The 16,658-nt window shown below is 39.3% G+C and carries 14 protein-coding genes; 12 read left to right on the top strand and 2 right to left on the bottom strand.

What is annotated here, in order from left to right; all coding sequences use genetic code 11:
• Window position 1: 1 nt before the first annotated feature.
• Window positions 2-163 (bottom strand): hypothetical protein, encoded by a 162-nt coding sequence (locus CFS60_RS13865; protein ID WP_159458307.1) that lies wholly within the window; start codon window positions 161-163, stop codon window positions 2-4.
• A gap of 12 nt (window positions 164-175) precedes the next feature.
• Window positions 176-772 (bottom strand): class I SAM-dependent methyltransferase, encoded by a 597-nt coding sequence (locus CFS60_RS11575; RefSeq protein ID WP_088839276.1) that lies wholly within the window; start codon window positions 770-772, stop codon window positions 176-178.
• A 177-nt stretch (window positions 773-949) separates the two neighbouring features.
• On the opposite strand from CFS60_RS11575, the gene rph reads away from it, so the two are divergent.
• The 12 genes from rph to CFS60_RS11515 form a co-directional block, all read left to right on the top strand.
• Entirely contained in the window at window positions 950-3,553 is a 2,604-nt protein-coding gene (rph, locus tag CFS60_RS11570) for a rifamycin-inactivating phosphotransferase (protein ID WP_088839275.1), read from the top strand.
• A 514-nt stretch (window positions 3,554-4,067) separates the two neighbouring features.
• A complete protein-coding gene (locus CFS60_RS11565) occupies window positions 4,068-4,268 on the top strand; it encodes a hypothetical protein (protein ID WP_088839274.1) in 201 nt (66 codons plus the stop codon).
• A complete protein-coding gene (locus CFS60_RS11560) occupies window positions 4,265-4,567 on the top strand; it encodes a hypothetical protein (protein ID WP_088839273.1) in 303 nt (100 codons plus the stop codon). The genes CFS60_RS11565 and CFS60_RS11560 overlap by 4 nt, the downstream gene beginning before the upstream one ends.
• A 2-nt stretch (window positions 4,568-4,569) precedes the next feature.
• Window positions 4,570-5,214, top strand: a complete 645-nt coding sequence (locus CFS60_RS11555; RefSeq protein WP_088839272.1) for a DUF5081 family protein — start codon at window positions 4,570-4,572, stop codon at window positions 5,212-5,214.
• Between the two features lies 1 nt (window position 5,215).
• The gene (locus tag CFS60_RS11550) at window positions 5,216-5,587 is read left to right on the top strand and encodes a hypothetical protein (RefSeq protein WP_088839271.1); all 372 of its coding nucleotides are present in this window, start codon (window positions 5,216-5,218) and stop codon (window positions 5,585-5,587) included.
• Complete coding sequence (locus CFS60_RS14085) at window positions 5,580-6,986, top strand: hypothetical protein (RefSeq protein ID WP_255387566.1); 1,407 nt, start codon at window positions 5,580-5,582, stop codon at window positions 6,984-6,986. Before CFS60_RS11550 ends, CFS60_RS14085 begins: the two co-directional genes overlap by 8 nt.
• A 19-nt stretch (window positions 6,987-7,005) precedes the next feature.
• Complete coding sequence (locus tag CFS60_RS11540) at window positions 7,006-7,713, top strand: PoNe immunity protein domain-containing protein (RefSeq protein WP_088839270.1); 708 nt, start codon at window positions 7,006-7,008, stop codon at window positions 7,711-7,713.
• Window positions 7,714-8,064: 351 nt separating this feature from the next.
• Window positions 8,065-9,147 (top strand): excinuclease ABC subunit UvrC, encoded by a 1,083-nt coding sequence (gene uvrC / locus CFS60_RS11535; protein ID WP_088839269.1) that lies wholly within the window; start codon window positions 8,065-8,067, stop codon window positions 9,145-9,147.
• Between the two features lie 68 nt (window positions 9,148-9,215).
• Entirely contained in the window at window positions 9,216-9,665 is a 450-nt protein-coding gene (locus tag CFS60_RS11530; RefSeq protein ID WP_088810392.1) for a DMT family transporter, read from the top strand.
• 48 nt (window positions 9,666-9,713) lie between these two features.
• A complete protein-coding gene (locus tag CFS60_RS11525; protein ID WP_369821476.1) occupies window positions 9,714-10,145 on the top strand; it encodes a DMT family transporter in 432 nt (143 codons plus the stop codon).
• A 331-nt stretch (window positions 10,146-10,476) separates the two neighbouring features.
• A complete protein-coding gene (locus tag CFS60_RS11520; protein WP_088839268.1) occupies window positions 10,477-12,054 on the top strand; it encodes an Ig-like domain-containing protein in 1,578 nt (525 codons plus the stop codon).
• Window positions 12,055-12,219: 165 nt separating this feature from the next.
• Window positions 12,220-16,658, top strand: a 4,439-nt coding sequence (locus CFS60_RS11515; RefSeq protein WP_088839267.1) for an Ig-like domain-containing protein, incomplete at its 3' end; no start/stop codon positions are given.

Genomic DNA, 16,658 nt, shown 5'->3' with positions numbered 1-16,658 from the left:
CTTAGCCCAGCCACGAAAGATAAAATTTCCGGTGAATAATTGCTTTTTGAGCAACTGAAAATTTGGGTGCAAAATGAAAAAAACCATATGGAATAGTTTTACCTCTCTCGAGAGTAACATTTAGAAGTTGCTTGTTTTTGTCATATGCATCCCATAATTCCATCGTGAACGCTCCTTATTTCATACTAACAGCAATAAAAAGGTCGGCATCTTGTTTCATGAAAACTTTTTCGCCGTGGTGGAAAATAGTGATTTCGCTAGATGAAAAACCAGCTTCTTGTAATAAAACTTGAAGTTCATCGCTTCTAAAACCATTATGAACTTTCGGGTGGTAAACTGCTTCATTTTTATCAAAGTCAACAATAATTAATTTTCCACCATCATTTAAAGTTTCATAAAAGCGTTTTAAAATCAGCTTTGTATCAGGAATATGTAGCAAAACTAATGAAACCAAGATAACATCAACTTTTTCTGGAAAAGCATTATCTGTTAAGTCAAAAACCTCAGCTTGCGCATTTGAAATTCCTTTTTGCGTAATTTTTGATTGAATAATTTGTACCATCTTTTCAGCAGAATCGACGAGTACCATTTTTTTTGCTAAATCTGAAAGCGCCAAGCCAACAAGCCCCGTTCCACTCCCGTAATCAAGTATAGTGTGACTTTTTGAATCCTTAAGTTCCGCACGAATCCGTGTAGCAATAATAGTAGCAAGCGCCTCACGATCAGGTGAATCATATTTTTCCGCCATAAGTTCAAAAACATTATCATCCATAAAAAAACCTCCTAAAAAATAAAATCATGGTTTATTTTTCCCCGTTTTAGGGCAAACCATGAAAGAATTCTGTATCTCTAGTTTAATTATAACAGATAAAAAATGCGAATTATAGACTGTTTATTAAGAATTTTGCTTGCTATAATAAGTCTACTTCGAAAACGAGGAGGAAATCAAATGCGCCCATTTGTTTATAATCTTAAAGAGGTTAGTCAAAAAGATATAGCTCTTGTTGGAGGAAAAGCAGCGAATCTAGGTGAGCTTTGTCGTATACAAGGTGTACGCGTCCCAGAAGGATTTTGCATCTCAACAGAAGCTTTCAAAAAAATGATGACAACTTCAAGCGAAATAGAACAAACACTAAACCAATTGGCTAGCCTTGAAATCGGGCAACAAAATGCCATTCGCGAAACTGGCCAAGAGCTCCGAAACCTCATGTTAAATCAAGCCATCCCAAATGAAGTGGCAAATGAAATTATAGCGCAACTTCATTCCTATGAGGGAGACACGGCCTTCGCCGTGCGTTCAAGCGCCACAGCAGAAGACTTGCCAGGCACTTCATTTGCAGGCCAACAAGATACATTTTTAAATATCACCGGAGAAGCGGCCATTTTAGAACATGTTCGTAAGTGCTGGGCTTCACTGTATAATGAAAGAGCGATTAGCTACCGCATGCAGAACGGGTTTTCGCAACACGTGGAACTCGCTGTCGTCATTCAAAAACTTGTGCCAGCAGAGGCCGCGGGAGTACTTTTCACAGCAGATCCACTTTCCGGTAATCGCTCGGTCGCGACAATCGATGCAAGTTACGGTTTGGGAGAAGGACTTGTTTCTGGGCAAGTTCAGGCGGACGTTTACCGCATCAAGCAGGGCAAAGTTACCTCTCAGCTGGTCGCGCAAAAAGAGGTAGCTTTTTTTACTCAGGAGGAAAAAGGAGTTCGAAAAGTAGCGCTTAGTAAGCGCGAGCAGGATAGACCAGTATTAACGGAAACACAAATTGCTGAGCTCACAGAACTCGGTAAGCAAATTGAACAGCATTTCGACTATCCAGTAGACATAGAATGGTGCCGATTTGATGACCAATTTTTCATCGTACAAAGTCGCCGAATTACAACGCTGTTTCCGCTTCCGAAAAATCCAGATGAGACGAAGCGAATTTATTTGTCAGTTGGGCACCAGCAAATGATGACCGATTCCCTTTTGCCACTTGGCATGTCCGTCTATGTGGAAACGTCATTTGGCGAGCGCTTCCAAGCAGGTGGCCGTTTATTTGTTGACGTGTTGCCAAGACTCCTTGCTCCAGAAAGCAGGTATGCGATTTTAGAATCATTCAGTTCCGAACCGCTAACAAAAGATGCACTCCAAACCATTTTGAAACGTGATAATTTTGTTGAAATAAACGATGAATTCGATGAAACTAAAATAGATGAAAATAAGCAGAAAAAACTTGCTGCAGTCCCAAAAACGAGCGAATTAGATCCAGAAACCGTAGTGAAATTAGTGAACGCAAGCGAAAACGCACTTTCCAAACTGAAAACTGAAATAAATAAGTATTCTGGTGCAGACTTAATTGACTTTATTCAAGCGGACATTGCCAAAGTGAAAGGTTTCTTAGCGCAAAAAGAAACAATGGCTGCCATTATGGCCGCAATGGATTCAGCCGCCTGGTTAAATGACAAAATGAATGAGTGGCTGGGTGAGGAAAATGTGGCTGACGTGCTGTCGCAATCGCTTCCAGACAACATCACATCAGAAATGGGGCTCGCACTTCTTGATGTAGCCGATGTCATTCGCCCGTACCCTGAAATCATCACCTTTTTAGAACAAGTGAGCACTAAAAATTTCTTAGAAGAGCTTCCTCGGTTTAAAGGGGGAGAAGAAGTGCGCGCCGCCTTATTAGACTATCTACAAGTGTATGGTATGCGCTGCGTTGGGGAAATTGATTTAACGAAACTTAGGTGGAGCGAGGAACCCGAGATCCTTATCCCAATGATTTTGAGTAACTTGAAAAATTTTGAAAAAGGTGCGCGCCAAGAAAAATATGAAAATGGCTTAAAAGAAGTTTTAAATAAGAAAAAGTCACTTTTAGAACGCCTCGCTAAAAAGCCAAATGGCGCAGAAAAAGTTGTGGAAACAAAAAAAGTCATTGCGACACTACGCACGTTTAGTGGGTTTCGTGAATATCCAAAATACGTCATGGTCACGCATTATTTTGTTTACAAACAAGCCTTGCTAAATGAAGCAAGAAAACTCGTCACAGAAGGAATTATCAGCCAAGCGGATGATATTTATTATGTGACGCTTTCCGAGCTAAAAAAAGTTTTTGAAACTAAGATATTAGGCGATGAAATCATCCGAGAAAGAAAATTGGCATACGACTGGTATCAAACGCTTACGCCGCCTAGGGTGATGACCTCAGAAGGCGAAGTGGTAACAGGTGAATATAAAATGGACAACTTACCTGACGGCGCCATTCCCGGACTTGCCGTTTCAAGAGGTGTTGTAGAAGGTCGGGCCCGAATCATTACGAAAATGGAAGACGCGGCACTCGCACCAGGAGACATTCTTGTAACAACATTCACCGACCCAAGCTTTACCCCTTTATTCGTTTCGGTTAAAGGTTTAGTGACAGAAGTCGGCGGCTTGATGACACACGGCGCCGTCATTGCACGCGAATATGGCCTCCCGGCAGTTGTAGGCGTAGACGGCGCAACCAGCCAAATCAAAGACGGCCAAATGATCCGCGTAAATGGCACGAAAGGTTATATTGAGATTTTGTAGGGTGTATTTGGCTGTTGTAAGATTCAAAAAATGAAGTAAAGCAGGTTCCTACATGGTTACACTGTAATTCCAAATAATTATTTGATTTCCAGACAAATGGAAAAGCCGAAAAGACTTCCTGCTTTTCGGCTTTTTATAAAGGCTGCAAATAGAGAGAATGGCGAAATATTACATAAATAAGAAATATAAGTAACAAAAAATTCATCAGTAAATTCAAAATTTTACTGATGAGTTTTTTGTTACTTTATCGTAATTTATTTCTGAAATTTGAGTGTCTGTCGATACTACATAACGATTTGTCAGATAGTATTAATTTGTATATAATTAAATTGTGATTTTCAGAACTTAATCCGAAAGAAGATAAGTATTGGAGGGGTAAGATGTTTGGATGGTTTGATAGTGATGAAGTAAGCGCAGCAAAAAGCAAACAAAAAAATATAAAAACTTAGTTACTAAAATTGAACAAATTGAACGAGATATTCAAATTGCGAGGAAGGAAGAAGTTTCTTTAGAAATGACCAGTTATTTAAATCCTTATAGCCAACCCGAAAGTATTATTGATATAAAAGCGAGACTGCTTTTATCTACCGCTACTAGGATTAAAAGTAATCAAGAAATTTCACTAGAAGACATGAATGCTATGAAAACGCAAGCAAAAAATAAAGTTGATTTTTGGAATAGTGAAATTACTCGATTGGAGGCGGAAGAGAAATGAGTCGTGAACAATCGTATAATGATGATTGGTATCAAGCATGGTTACAACTTGTTGAAGTGAAAAAGGGACTAGAGAATAGCTATTCAGTAGCGAAGGGATTGCAAGCGGATATGGAAAGTATGCGTTGGAGTGGTGACCATTACGTCCATATCAAGGCTTTAATGGAGATGGTTGTCAAGTATCACGGGGCATTGTTAAACAGCTCCACCGAGTTGAATAAAGCGATACATAGCTTTGGTGAAAATTATAAGGCTTTTGAAGAATTAGACAATTATAAAAAACTAAAAGGAATCGATTAGAGATGAAGACAACTCGAATGCTTAATGCGCAGGAACTTTACTATTTAGCTGAATATAAAAATATTCCATCATTATTTGGTATTCCATATAAAGAACCTAATGACTATACAATTGAAAAACTTGTTCAAAAAAATATTTTAACAAAAAAAGGTGCTGTTTCTGATGCTACGGTAGTCTATGTTGAGTTGTTGAAAAAGTACTCTGAATCATACAAATATATTCATATCCAAGATTATATTTTTGGTCTTGCTGAAGATGGACTCTGTGTAATTCTGAAACAAATTGGTTCAAGAGAAGATGTTTACTATGAATTATTAGTTGGAGATGCATTGTTAATGGTACAAACTGTTTTACATCATCCTATTATGAAACAATCTGCTCAGGAATATTATGATGCTAACTTGACTCAAAGAAAAGCTTTTACATATTTTACTCTCGGAGAATTTACATTAGTTATGGAAATATTTGATCATGCTTATCTCTTAGAGGAAGAATTAGTTATTGGCATGAAGAATAAGCAATTGTATTTTTTAGATTCAGATTATCGATTTCAAGAGCCAACAAGTATTAATGCATTTGAATGGTTAGTGACTAGAATACCACAGATACAATCTATAGCAGAACAAATACTGACAGGAGAACGATAATATGGGAAAAGAAGTAATTATAAATGCAGATGAATTGGAACGTGTTATGAATACTTTAGAACAACTAATGAACTCAATAGCACAAACTTCAATACCTGCATTTGAAAATTTACAAGAACTAATTTTTTATTCTGAAGGACAAGCCAAAGAAGATGTACAGTATATTTTTAACCCTACATCAAGGCAATACCAAGGTACTATAGTTATGGAAGGTATGGGTGCTGACTTATATGGAAAAATTCAAATGCTTATCACATATTATAATTTGATTAATGAATACTGTTTGGACGCACTATTATGTTTTAAAGAAACTGACGAAAAATTAGCTAAGCTTTGGGATAATCTGATACAGGAGGTGTATCAGAATGGCTGAACAGATTTATTTGAATGACAGTATTATTTCGGATTGTATGCATGACATTGATAGTCGAATGACTAAGATAATTGACCAATTATATAGCGTAGATCGAGGGTTGAAAGACTTAAACGATTATTTATATGATGAGAATCTTTCAGGCGATTTCTATTTCAATTATACTAATCAACATGATACAATTAATGAGCTACACGATAATCAGTGGGCTTTTAGGAATTCTCTAGATACCTTTTATGAGGCGACAAGTCATTTGATTGATACACCTTTTAAAAAGGATATGGAGCAATTTGTCGAACGCTTAAGTCAGGTTGATATTTCCCGTTATGATGTATCGGTGAATCAGTTTGCTGTACAAGGCGAAACATGGCAGCCAGGAGTTGCGATAAGTGCGCCAAGTACGCGATCTACAAGTATGACTTATAAAGACTCGATTACATTTACGGATTTAATGAATAGTCCCTTTACAAGACGAATGAAACAAGTTCAATATGAGCTATTTTTAGAACAAACAGGGCAAATGGACTTTCAAATCAATTATGATACATTCATTAATACGCTATATCGTCAAGCTGATTTCGATTACGAAACAGGCTTAGAAAAAGTGAGCAATATCATCACAACGGGTCTTGTGATTGTTTGTGTAGGAGGAGTAATTATTGCGACGGCTGGAGCAGCAGGTTTTGCAGTTCCAACAGCAGTTAGTTCAATTTCGGCTACAGCGGCTACTGTATCAGGAACTGTTCTGACAGCGAAGGATGCTTATCACGCATTGAGCGGTTTAGATGTGAATGGAAATCCATTAACGCAAGCAGAGCGAAACGAAGTCATCTTGAGCGCAGGTACAGATATTGCTTTTATGATTGCTGGATTTGGGTTGAATAAGATACTGAAGAATGCGAAAATCGTGACTCAAAGTGATGAATTTATCAATCCAGATAAGTTAAAGCAATATCAAGTAATTGATGATGTGAAAAATGGGAATACGTTACTAGATAGCAGTAAAGTAAAAGGTAATTTTGGTGAAATGGTTGCGGATAACTATATAGAAGATTTGAAAGACGCGACACGGATAGGAAAGCGTGTGACTACATTGAATGATAAACTTCAAACGGGAATTGATGGAGTCTATGAATGTGCATCACCACCTCCAAAATATATTATTGCGGAAGCCAAGTTTAATACATCTCAATTAAAACAAACACAAGATGGCTTGCAAATGAGTGAAAGTTGGATATTAGGAAGTAATAGATTAGAAAAAGCGGTTGGTCCAGAAATTGCCGAATTAATAAAAGATGAATTATTAATGCATCCTGAAAATGTTCAATCGATATTAGTAAATATTGATGTAAATGGGAATGCTGTTGAGAGTATTTTAGATTCAGCAGGTAAAAAATAAAACAGTAAAGGAGAACGTTATGAGAGATACTATTAAAGATACTCTGTACTTTGAAAATCGTGTCAATGAAATAAATAGATTGATAAAGAAATATGCTGATATGAAACTCATAATTATAGATGAATATGGAAAAAATAGTCCGAGGGTGAGGACTGCTAATATAATTTTATCCAACTATTATCTTGATAAAATAAACTCGTTATATTCAATGGGTAAAACCCAAAATGAGATTAAAGAAGTTTATTCTTACTTTGTTGAAACACTTGATTCAACATGGGATAAAGAAACTGGAAGTTATATACAATTACTTCAAGCTGTTTCACTTGGAATACTCTTAAAGGAGACTAAAGAGCTTGAAATATTGCAGCAGTTAGTACAAAGAGAAGGTTTTCATGATTTTCTGATTGATTATATGTTTCATAGTGTAGATAATTCATGGGTGAAAACTAATGAACTTGCATTCACTAGACCATATGAAACTTTAAAAGCTGTGACGCAAGCTCAAACTAAAGAGGTAGCGGAAACATTACTGAAGCAATATGTGGAAAAAGAATGGTATCAAGGTCATCGTGATGCCGGTTGGTATAATTCACATAAAAGCCCTCATGCTATCTATAACGGATATTGGAGTTATGAAAGTGGGGCAGTTGCTAAAATTATGCAACTTGATGATGCGGAGCTCCAAAATGTTAATTATTATCCTTATGACCTAGTGAAGTATAAATAAATCATAAGAGATGTATTAAGATTAGTAGAAAATGAATTCGATAATAACAGCTCTTTATCCAAATTTGCGGATAAAGAGCTGTTTTATTTGATGTATGAAAGTATATGATAGTAGAGTAGGTTAAGATACCAGTATAGTTTATAGAACTTACAAGATTATTTTATATTTTACATATAGAGGATAATGGTTGAATATAATATTATCATATACTTTCACATTTATTTCAATATAAAGTGAGCGAATTTGAATAAACAACTCAATTTGACAAAAGACATTTCCTGTCTCGTCTTTACAAAACTATCCGAAAGGGCTAAAATAAAAGGGCGAACGTACGTTTTTGGAGGTCGTCAAATGAATAGCGAGTTGCAGCAAAAACTCAAAACTTTGCCAGAGTCGCCAGGTTGCTACATGTATCGCGACAAAAAAGGCGAAATTTTATATATTGGAAAATCAAAAAACTTAAAAAAACGTGTAAAATCCTATTTTACAAAAACGCAAATTGGGAAAACAAAACGTTTAGTTCACCATATCCACGATTTTGAACTTATTCTTACAGACACCGAACAAGAGGCACTTCTGCTCGAAATGACGCTCATCATGAAATATCAGCCGCCCTATAACGTCATGTTGAAAGAAGAAATCCGCTATCTCTACATTAAAATCACAAACGAAAAAAACCCGCATCTTGAGCTCACAAAAGACATCGAAAAAGACGGTGCCCATTACTTTGGACCATACGCAAGCCGTTACATGGCAACAGAAACCCTTGAATTGCTACAAAAACTTTACCCCCTCTGTTATTGTTCAGGAAAGCGAGGCCGACCATGTTTTTACTATCATTTAGGCATGTGTATTGGCCCTTGTGCTAGAAATGTGAGTCAAGAAGAGTATACAAGGCAAATCAAAAAGATTAGGCACTTTTTAAACGGCGGACAAACAGAAGTCAAACGGGAAATGAAAATGCGTATGGCAAGCCAAATGGAGGCGCTCGAATTTGAACGAGCCAAAGAAACAAATGAACTTTTAAGCGTGTTAGAACGCCTTACCGAAAAACAAAAAGTAATCACCCGCGATTTTGGCCACCGCGACGTAGCCAATTTTGTCGCCGGAGAAGCGGCTCTCGCCGTTCAAGTTTTCTTCGTTCGAAATGGCGCCATCGTTGGCCGAACCGCAAAAGTATTTGAGTATACAACGGACCTCGAAGAAATGGTCGAAAGCTACCTCGTCACATTTTATTCGCATCCCAACCATTTAAAACCAAAAGAACTACTCATCCCAGAACAACTAAACGCGAAATTATTAGCAGAAACGCTCGAAATCAAAGTCCGCACGCCTAAAAAAGGCGAAAAGAAAGCACTATTAAATCTTGTTTATGAAAATGCCAAAAGCGCATTAGATGCGCATTATAAAATGCTTGAACATGCTGAACAGTAATGGTGTTTACAAATGGCATATTTACGCGTAAACTAAGGGAGTGAATTAGAGAGGGAGAAGGAAAAAAATTGATTGCTTTTTACTTACTAGCCGGTATTCTAGCTGGCATGATGCTGCCCGTTCAAACATCTGTAAACACGCGATTAAAAGGGTACACACAATCACCGTTCATCGCATCATTCGTTTCATTTGCAGTCGGCAGCACCGTTTTACTTATTATTTCATTAATTACATTTCGTGATTATAGTGTGTTTAGCGAGGCCATCGCTACAAGCCCATGGTGGATTTGGTTTGGCGGCGGTGTGCTCGGCATCATTTTCTTAACGAATAACATTTTACTTTTACCAAAATTAGGCGCGGCATTAACCGTTATGGTGACCGTTTGTGGACAAATGATTATGGCAATTTTAATCGACCAGTTCGGCTGGTTCAATTTGCCTGTCCATGAACTAAACCCCGAACGACTCATTGGAGTGTTACTCATGTTTTTCGGCGTCTTTTTGATGCAAAGATTTTAGGGAGGGATTCATTTGGTTAAACAAGCTCCAAAAACAGTATTTTTATTCATGATGATGGGCTTTTTCGCTGGAATGATGTCGCCCGTTCAAACGTCCATCAACGGAAAACTTCGCGAAGCCGTCGGGTCTCCGTTTGTCGCTTCGCTAATCTCATTTTCAGTCGGAACAATCGCGCTTTTCATCATTTGCCTTGTCGTTGAGAAAAGAGTCACTTTTAAACTTCGCGGTGTCGGAAAAGTACCGTGGTGGATTTTCACAGGCGGCCTAATGGGCGTTTTCTTCATCACGTCTAATATCCTGCTTCTGCCAGTGCTCGGCTCCGCAATGGTTGTTGTTCTCGCGATTTGTGGTCAAATGCTCATCGCTCTTTTAATTGACCATTTCGGCTGGTTCGGAGTTATTCGCCATCCGATTAATCGCTACCGTGTTTTAGGGGTTCTTATTATGCTGATAGGCGTTATTCTAATTCAAAAATTCTGATTTAAAAAGGTATAAAATAACGAAAAAAAGTGAGAAATTTATTTTTCTCGCTTTTTTTGCTGTTTGAAGTTTAGTTGTGTCATTTTGTCACAGAATTTACAAAAAATCAATTGGAAAATCTATTTTTATAGCCATTTTCAATAGGTTTTAAGTGTTACTATGAAAAAGTATAGAATATCAATTTGTTTTAGAAGAGGAGGATTGACGAAAAAATTAGATATCTATAGACGGGAAGCGATTTAGTAGAAAAGAGTTTAGGGATTAGAACCCTAATGTAAATTTTCTATCTTTTATTATGTTCAAAAAACAATTAAGAAGGAGAATTGACAATTTGAAGATCAAAAAATCAAAGTTGAAAAAAATTGCACTTAGTACAGTGGCAGCAACTGTTTTTGCGTCGACTATTGCGACATCGATACCGTTTAATGTAGTAACGGCAGATGCAGCTAATGCTGGCGTAAATAATCTTAAAGCCAATTTGGAAGCAGGTAGCGGAAATCTTGTGGATGCAAGTTTCAGCAGTAAACTAAAGTGGTATCCTATCTATTGGATTGGTGTACCAAATACAGGTAATTTAACAAGGCCTGGTTGGGGAACATCTCAAGATGGTTGGGAATATACGTGGAATAATGATAATTATGCCGCTAAATTCTCTGGGAATGGAATAGGTCAAATACGTGCTAATCAAACACAACCTTACGCTACATCTTTTGGGATAGGTCAAGGTTTCGACACGGTGGCAGGACATAACTATCGAATTCAATATAGAGTTACGCCAACTGGGGGAACTGGAAAAGTAGAGGTGGCTGTTAATAATGGGGACAATTATTTCCCGAATGTAACCGATCGCGATGCACTCTACTCTCATCATAACAGTCCTTATGGCTTTGCAAATGCTGACGGTCAATTAACAACTGGTACATTTACAGCACTTTCAGACAAGTCTCACGTTATGTTTGAAACAACGAATGGGACCATTCAAATGAGCGATTTTAGCATTGTCGATTTAGATGCAGAAATTGCGCCGACAACGATTAATGCACTAACAACAGATTCTGTAAAAGCAGAAGGAACAGCTGAGCCAAATGCAAAGATTGTGTTTAAAGATCAAAATAACAATCAAATTGCAAGTGGCGATGTAGCCGCTAATGGTACGTACAGTGTAACTATTCCGAAGCAAGCCGCAGGAACGGTTGTAACGGCAACTGCGACAGCAGAGAATGATAAAACAGCAAGTGCAAATACAACAGTTACCCAAGGCAATATTGCACGAACAGTCATCAATCCTTTAACAACGGATTCAATAAAAGCAGAAGGAACAGCTGAACCAGGTGCAAGCATTGTGTTTAAAGATCAAAACAACAATCAAATTGCAACTGGTACTGTAACCGCAAGTGGTACGTACAGTGTAACCATTCCGAAGCAAGTGGTGGGAACAACTGTAACGGCAACGGCAACGGCAACAAAAGGTGGTAAGACAGAAAGCGATTCTACAATTGTTACACAAGGGAATCTTGTGCAAACAACTATTGGCGCGTTAACGACTAATTCTACTCTTGCAGAAGGAACTGCCCAACCCAACGCAGATATTACGATTAAAGTTGGTGGAAATACAATTGCAACAGGTAGGGTTTCCGCTGATGGTAATTACAGCTTAGGTATTCCAAAACAAGCCGTAGGAACAATCGTTACCGCAACAGCTACATTAGCTGGCAAAACGTCGAGTGCGAATACGACCGTCACACAAGGAGCTATTGCGCAAACCATAATTAATTCCTTAACAACAGATTCAATAAAAGCAGAAGGAACCGCTGAACCAAATGCGGCTATTGTGATTAAAGATCAAAATAATAACCAACTGGCTAATGGTCAAGTGGCTTCTGATGGCACGTATAGCTTGACGATTTAAAAACAAGCCATAGGAACAATTGTAACGGCAACGGCAACAAAAGATAGCCAAACATCGAGTGCGAATACAACCGTTTCACAAGGGAACCTTGCGCAAACAACGATTAATGCGTTAACAACGGATTCGATAAAAGCACAAGGAACCGCTGAACCTAACTCGAATGTAGTGATTAAAGTAGGTTCGAGTACAATTGGGACGGGGCAAGCGGGTTCTGATGGTCGCTATGACATTACCATTCCGAAACAAACAGTCGGAACAGTTGTAACGGCAACCGCGACAATTGGCGAGAAAACATCGAGTGCCAACACAACCGTCACTCAAGGTAGTATCGCGAAAACAACGATTAACCCATTGAACACAGATTCTGTGAAAGCAGAAGGTACTGCAGAACCAAATGCGCCGATTGTGTTTAAAGATCAAAATAACAATCAAATTGCGAGTGGAACAGTAGGTTCTGATGGTATTTATAGTGTGACGATTCCGAAACAATTGGTTGGAACGATCGTCACAGCGACAGCAACTAAAAATGGAAAAACAGAGAGTGCCGTTGCGGTCGTTACTAATGATCGTATTGCGCAAACTACCATTAACCCATTAAATACTGAATCCGTAACGGCTTCAGGGGCTGGTGAGCCAAACGCAACAATCGTTCTAAAAGATCAAGATAACAACCAAATTGCAAGTGGAAGAATTGGTTCTGATGGAATTTACACGGTGACGATTCAACCACAAGCAGCTGGAACAGTTGTAACAGCAACCGCGACATCGAATGGTAAGACATCAAGTGCAAATACAACAGTCATCAATGATCGTATTGCGCAAACTACCATTAATTCGTTAACAACGGATTCTGTAAAAGCAGAAGGAACGGCTGAGCCAAACGCGAATATTGTGATTAAAGACCAAAACAATACGCAACTTGCAAGTGGAAAAGTAGGCTCTGATGGGAAATACAGCTTGACGATTCCACAACAAAGTGTGGGAACAGTTGTCACAGCTACTGCAACAGCGAACGGAAAAACATCGAGTGCAAATACGACCGTAACAGCGGGCGCAACAATTGCACAAACGACGATTGATCCATTAACAACAACATCAACGATTGCCCAAGGAACTGCGGAACCGAATGCAAGCATGGTGATTAAAGCAGGTACGACAACGATTGCCCAAGGAGCTGCAGGTTCTGACGGACGTTATAGTTTCACTATCCCTGTACAAGCAGAAGGGACAATGGTAACGGCGACAGCCACTGCAAATGGAAAAACATCGAGTGCCTCTACTGAAGTTACGCGTGAACATACGGGAACCGTAACGGTGAAGGAAGACTTCTATGTGGGCTATGACAGTCGCATTCAAGCCGAAGTAACAGGGGATATTACAAAAGTGTATCTCGAAGTAGATGGTGTTAGAAAATCAACCATTCCTGTTACAGGAAGCTTTGAATATTATGCAAAAGGCGTGATAACAAATACGGATCAAGTCGCGTATTTAGTGGGTCTTGATGCATCCAATCAAGAATTAGACCGGAAACGTGTGACGGTGAAAGATGGCGACTTAAAAGTTGGAACGATTACACCGAATACCTTTGTTGTTGGTGGTGCAGATTCTTATGTACGCGGAACATACACAGGTTCTGTTGTCAAAGTAGGACTTGTTGTAAATGGGACGCCTCTTACGAAGATTCCAGTTGGAACAGATGGTACCTTCCAATATTATGCACGTACAGCTATCACAAATGCAGCAACAGATGAAATCTATGCGATTGGTTATAACTCAGAAAATCTTGAAATTGCAAGAACAAGAGTACCACTAGTTGCTACTATTGCAGATACAACGATTAATGCATTAACAACGGATTCCGTAAAAGCAGAAGGAACAGCGGAACCAAATGCGGATATTGTGATTAAAGACCAAAACAATACGCAAATCGGGAGTGGAAAAGTAGGTTCTGATGGAAACTACAGCATTACGATTCCAAAACAAGCCGTTGGAACAGTTGTCACGGCAGCTGTAACGAAGAACGGCCAAACGAAGAGTGCGGATACAACAGTCACGCAAGGAAATCTTGCGTCGACAACGATTAATGCGTTAACAACGGATTCTGTAAAAGCAGAAGGAACAGCGGAACCAAATGCATCAATTGCAATAAAAGTCGGTCAAACGACGATTGCAACGGGTACATCTAATGCAAGTGGAGCCTACAGCATTACGATTCCAAAACAAACAGTTGGAACAGTTGTTGAGGCAACGGCAACAAAAAATGGCAAAACATCAAATACGGCAACCACAACAGTCACTCAAGGAGCGATTGCCGCAACGACAATTAACAGTCTAACAACCGATTCCGTGAAAGCAGAAGGAACGGCTGAACCAAACGCGGATATGACAATTAAAGTCGGTCAAACAACAATTGCAACAGGAAAAGCAGATGCTAGTGGTCATTACAGCATTACGATTCCAAAACAAGCAGTTGGAACAGTTGTGGAAGCAACGGCAACAAAAAATGGTGTAACATCGAATACGGCAACCACAACGGTAACGCAAGGAGACCTTGCGCCGACAACGATTAATGCGTTAACAACGGACTCTGTGAAAGCAGAAGGAACAGCAGAGCCAAATGCATCAATTACAATAAAAGCCGGCCAAACGACGATTGCAACGGGTACATCTAATGCAAGTGGAGCCTATAGCATTACGATTCCGAAACAAGCTGCTGGTACGATTGTAACGGCAACCGCAACGAAGAATGGCAAATCAGCAAGTGCGAACACAACGGTTACCCAAGGCAATATTGCGCCAACAACGATTGGTGCCTTGACAACGGATTCTACAGTAGCCGAAGGAACAGCAGAGCCGAATGCAACGATTGTGATTAAAGATCAAAATAACAATCAGTTAGCAAGTGGTCGTGTAGCGTCAGATGGTACGTACCTTCTCTTAATTCCGAAACAAGCAGTTGGAACGGTTGTAACTGCAACAGCAAGTGCAAGTGGAAAAACAGAGAGTGCAAGTACTACGGTTACTCAAGGTAATATTGCGCCGACAACAATTGGTGCTTTGACAACGGACTCTACATCAGTAGCAGGAACAGCAGAGCCAAATGCAACGATTGTGATTAAAGATCAAGATGATAATCAATTAGCAAGTGGTCGTGTAGCGTCAGATGGCACGTACCTTCTAGTGATTCCAAAACAAGTTGTTGGAACTGTAGTAACGGCAACAGCAAGTGCAAGTGGAAAAACAGCAAGTGCGAGTACAACAGTTACCCAAGGCAATATTGCCCCAACAACGATTAATGCATTAACAACAGATTCAGTGAAAGCGGAAGGAACCGCAGAGCCGAATGCAACAATTGTAATTAAAGACCAAAATGATAATCAAATTGCAAGCGGCCGAGTAACATCAGACGGTACGTATAGTATTACGATTCCAAAACAAGCATTTGGAACAGTCGTAACCGCGACAGCAAGTGCAAATGGAAAAACAGCAAGTGCGAATACAACGGTTACTCAAGGTAACCTTGCACCAACGACAATTAATAGCTTAACGACAGATTCTGTGAAAGCAGAAGGAACAGCAGAACCAAACGCAGATATGGCTATTAAAGTAGGTAACACTACGATTGCAACAGGAAAAGTGGATGCGAATGGAAACTACAGCATCACCATTCCAAAACAAGCGGCTGGAGTAGTTGTGACAGCTGATGCAACGAAAAATAGTAAGTCAGCGAGTGCAAACACAACCGTTATTCAAGGAGATATTGCGCCGACAACAATTGGTGCTTTGACAACGGACTCTACATCAGTAGCAGGAACCGCAGAGCCAAATGCAACGATTGTGATTAAAGATCAAAATGATAATCAAATTGCAAGTGGCCGAGTAGCATCAGATGGTACGTATCTTCTCTTAATTCCAAAACAAGTTGTTGGAACTGTGGTAACGGCAACGGCAAGTGCGAGTGGAAAAACAGCAAGTGCGAGTACAACCGTCACACAAGGTAATATTGCTGCAACAACAATTAATCCACTTACAACAGATTCTGTGAAAGCAGAAGGAACCGCAGAACCGAACGCAACGATTGTATTTAAGGATCAAAACAACAACCAAATTGCAAGTGGTGTTGTTCAAGCGAACGGCACATATAGCATTACGATTCCAAAACAAGCAGTCAATACGGTTGTAACGGCAACCGCAACGAAGAATGGTAAATCTTCAAGTGCGAATACAACCGTCACCCAAGGTAATATTGCACCAACGACGATTAACTCACTTACAACGGATTCTGTGAAAGCAGAAGGAACCGCAGAACCAAACGCAACGATTGTGATTAAAGATCAAAACAACAACCAAATTGCAAGTGGAACGGTAGCTTCTGATGGAACGTATATGTTAACTATTCCAAAACAAGCATTTGGAACGGTCGTAACGGCAAGTGCAACAGCGAAAGGCAAAACAGAAAGTGCAAATACTACGGTTACACAAGGTAATATTGCGCCAACGACAATTAATGCCTTAAATTCTGATTCTACAAAAGCAGAAGGAACGGCAGAACCGAATGCAGATGTAACTATTAAAGTAGGTAACACTACGATTGCAACAGGAAA

It is taken from the genome of Listeria sp. ILCC792, assembly GCF_900186135.1.
Classification (GTDB): domain Bacteria; phylum Bacillota; class Bacilli; order Lactobacillales; family Listeriaceae; genus Listeria; species Listeria goaensis.
The sequence above is the reverse complement of the archived record's forward strand: the minus strand, read 5'-3'. Positions and strand labels throughout refer to the sequence as shown.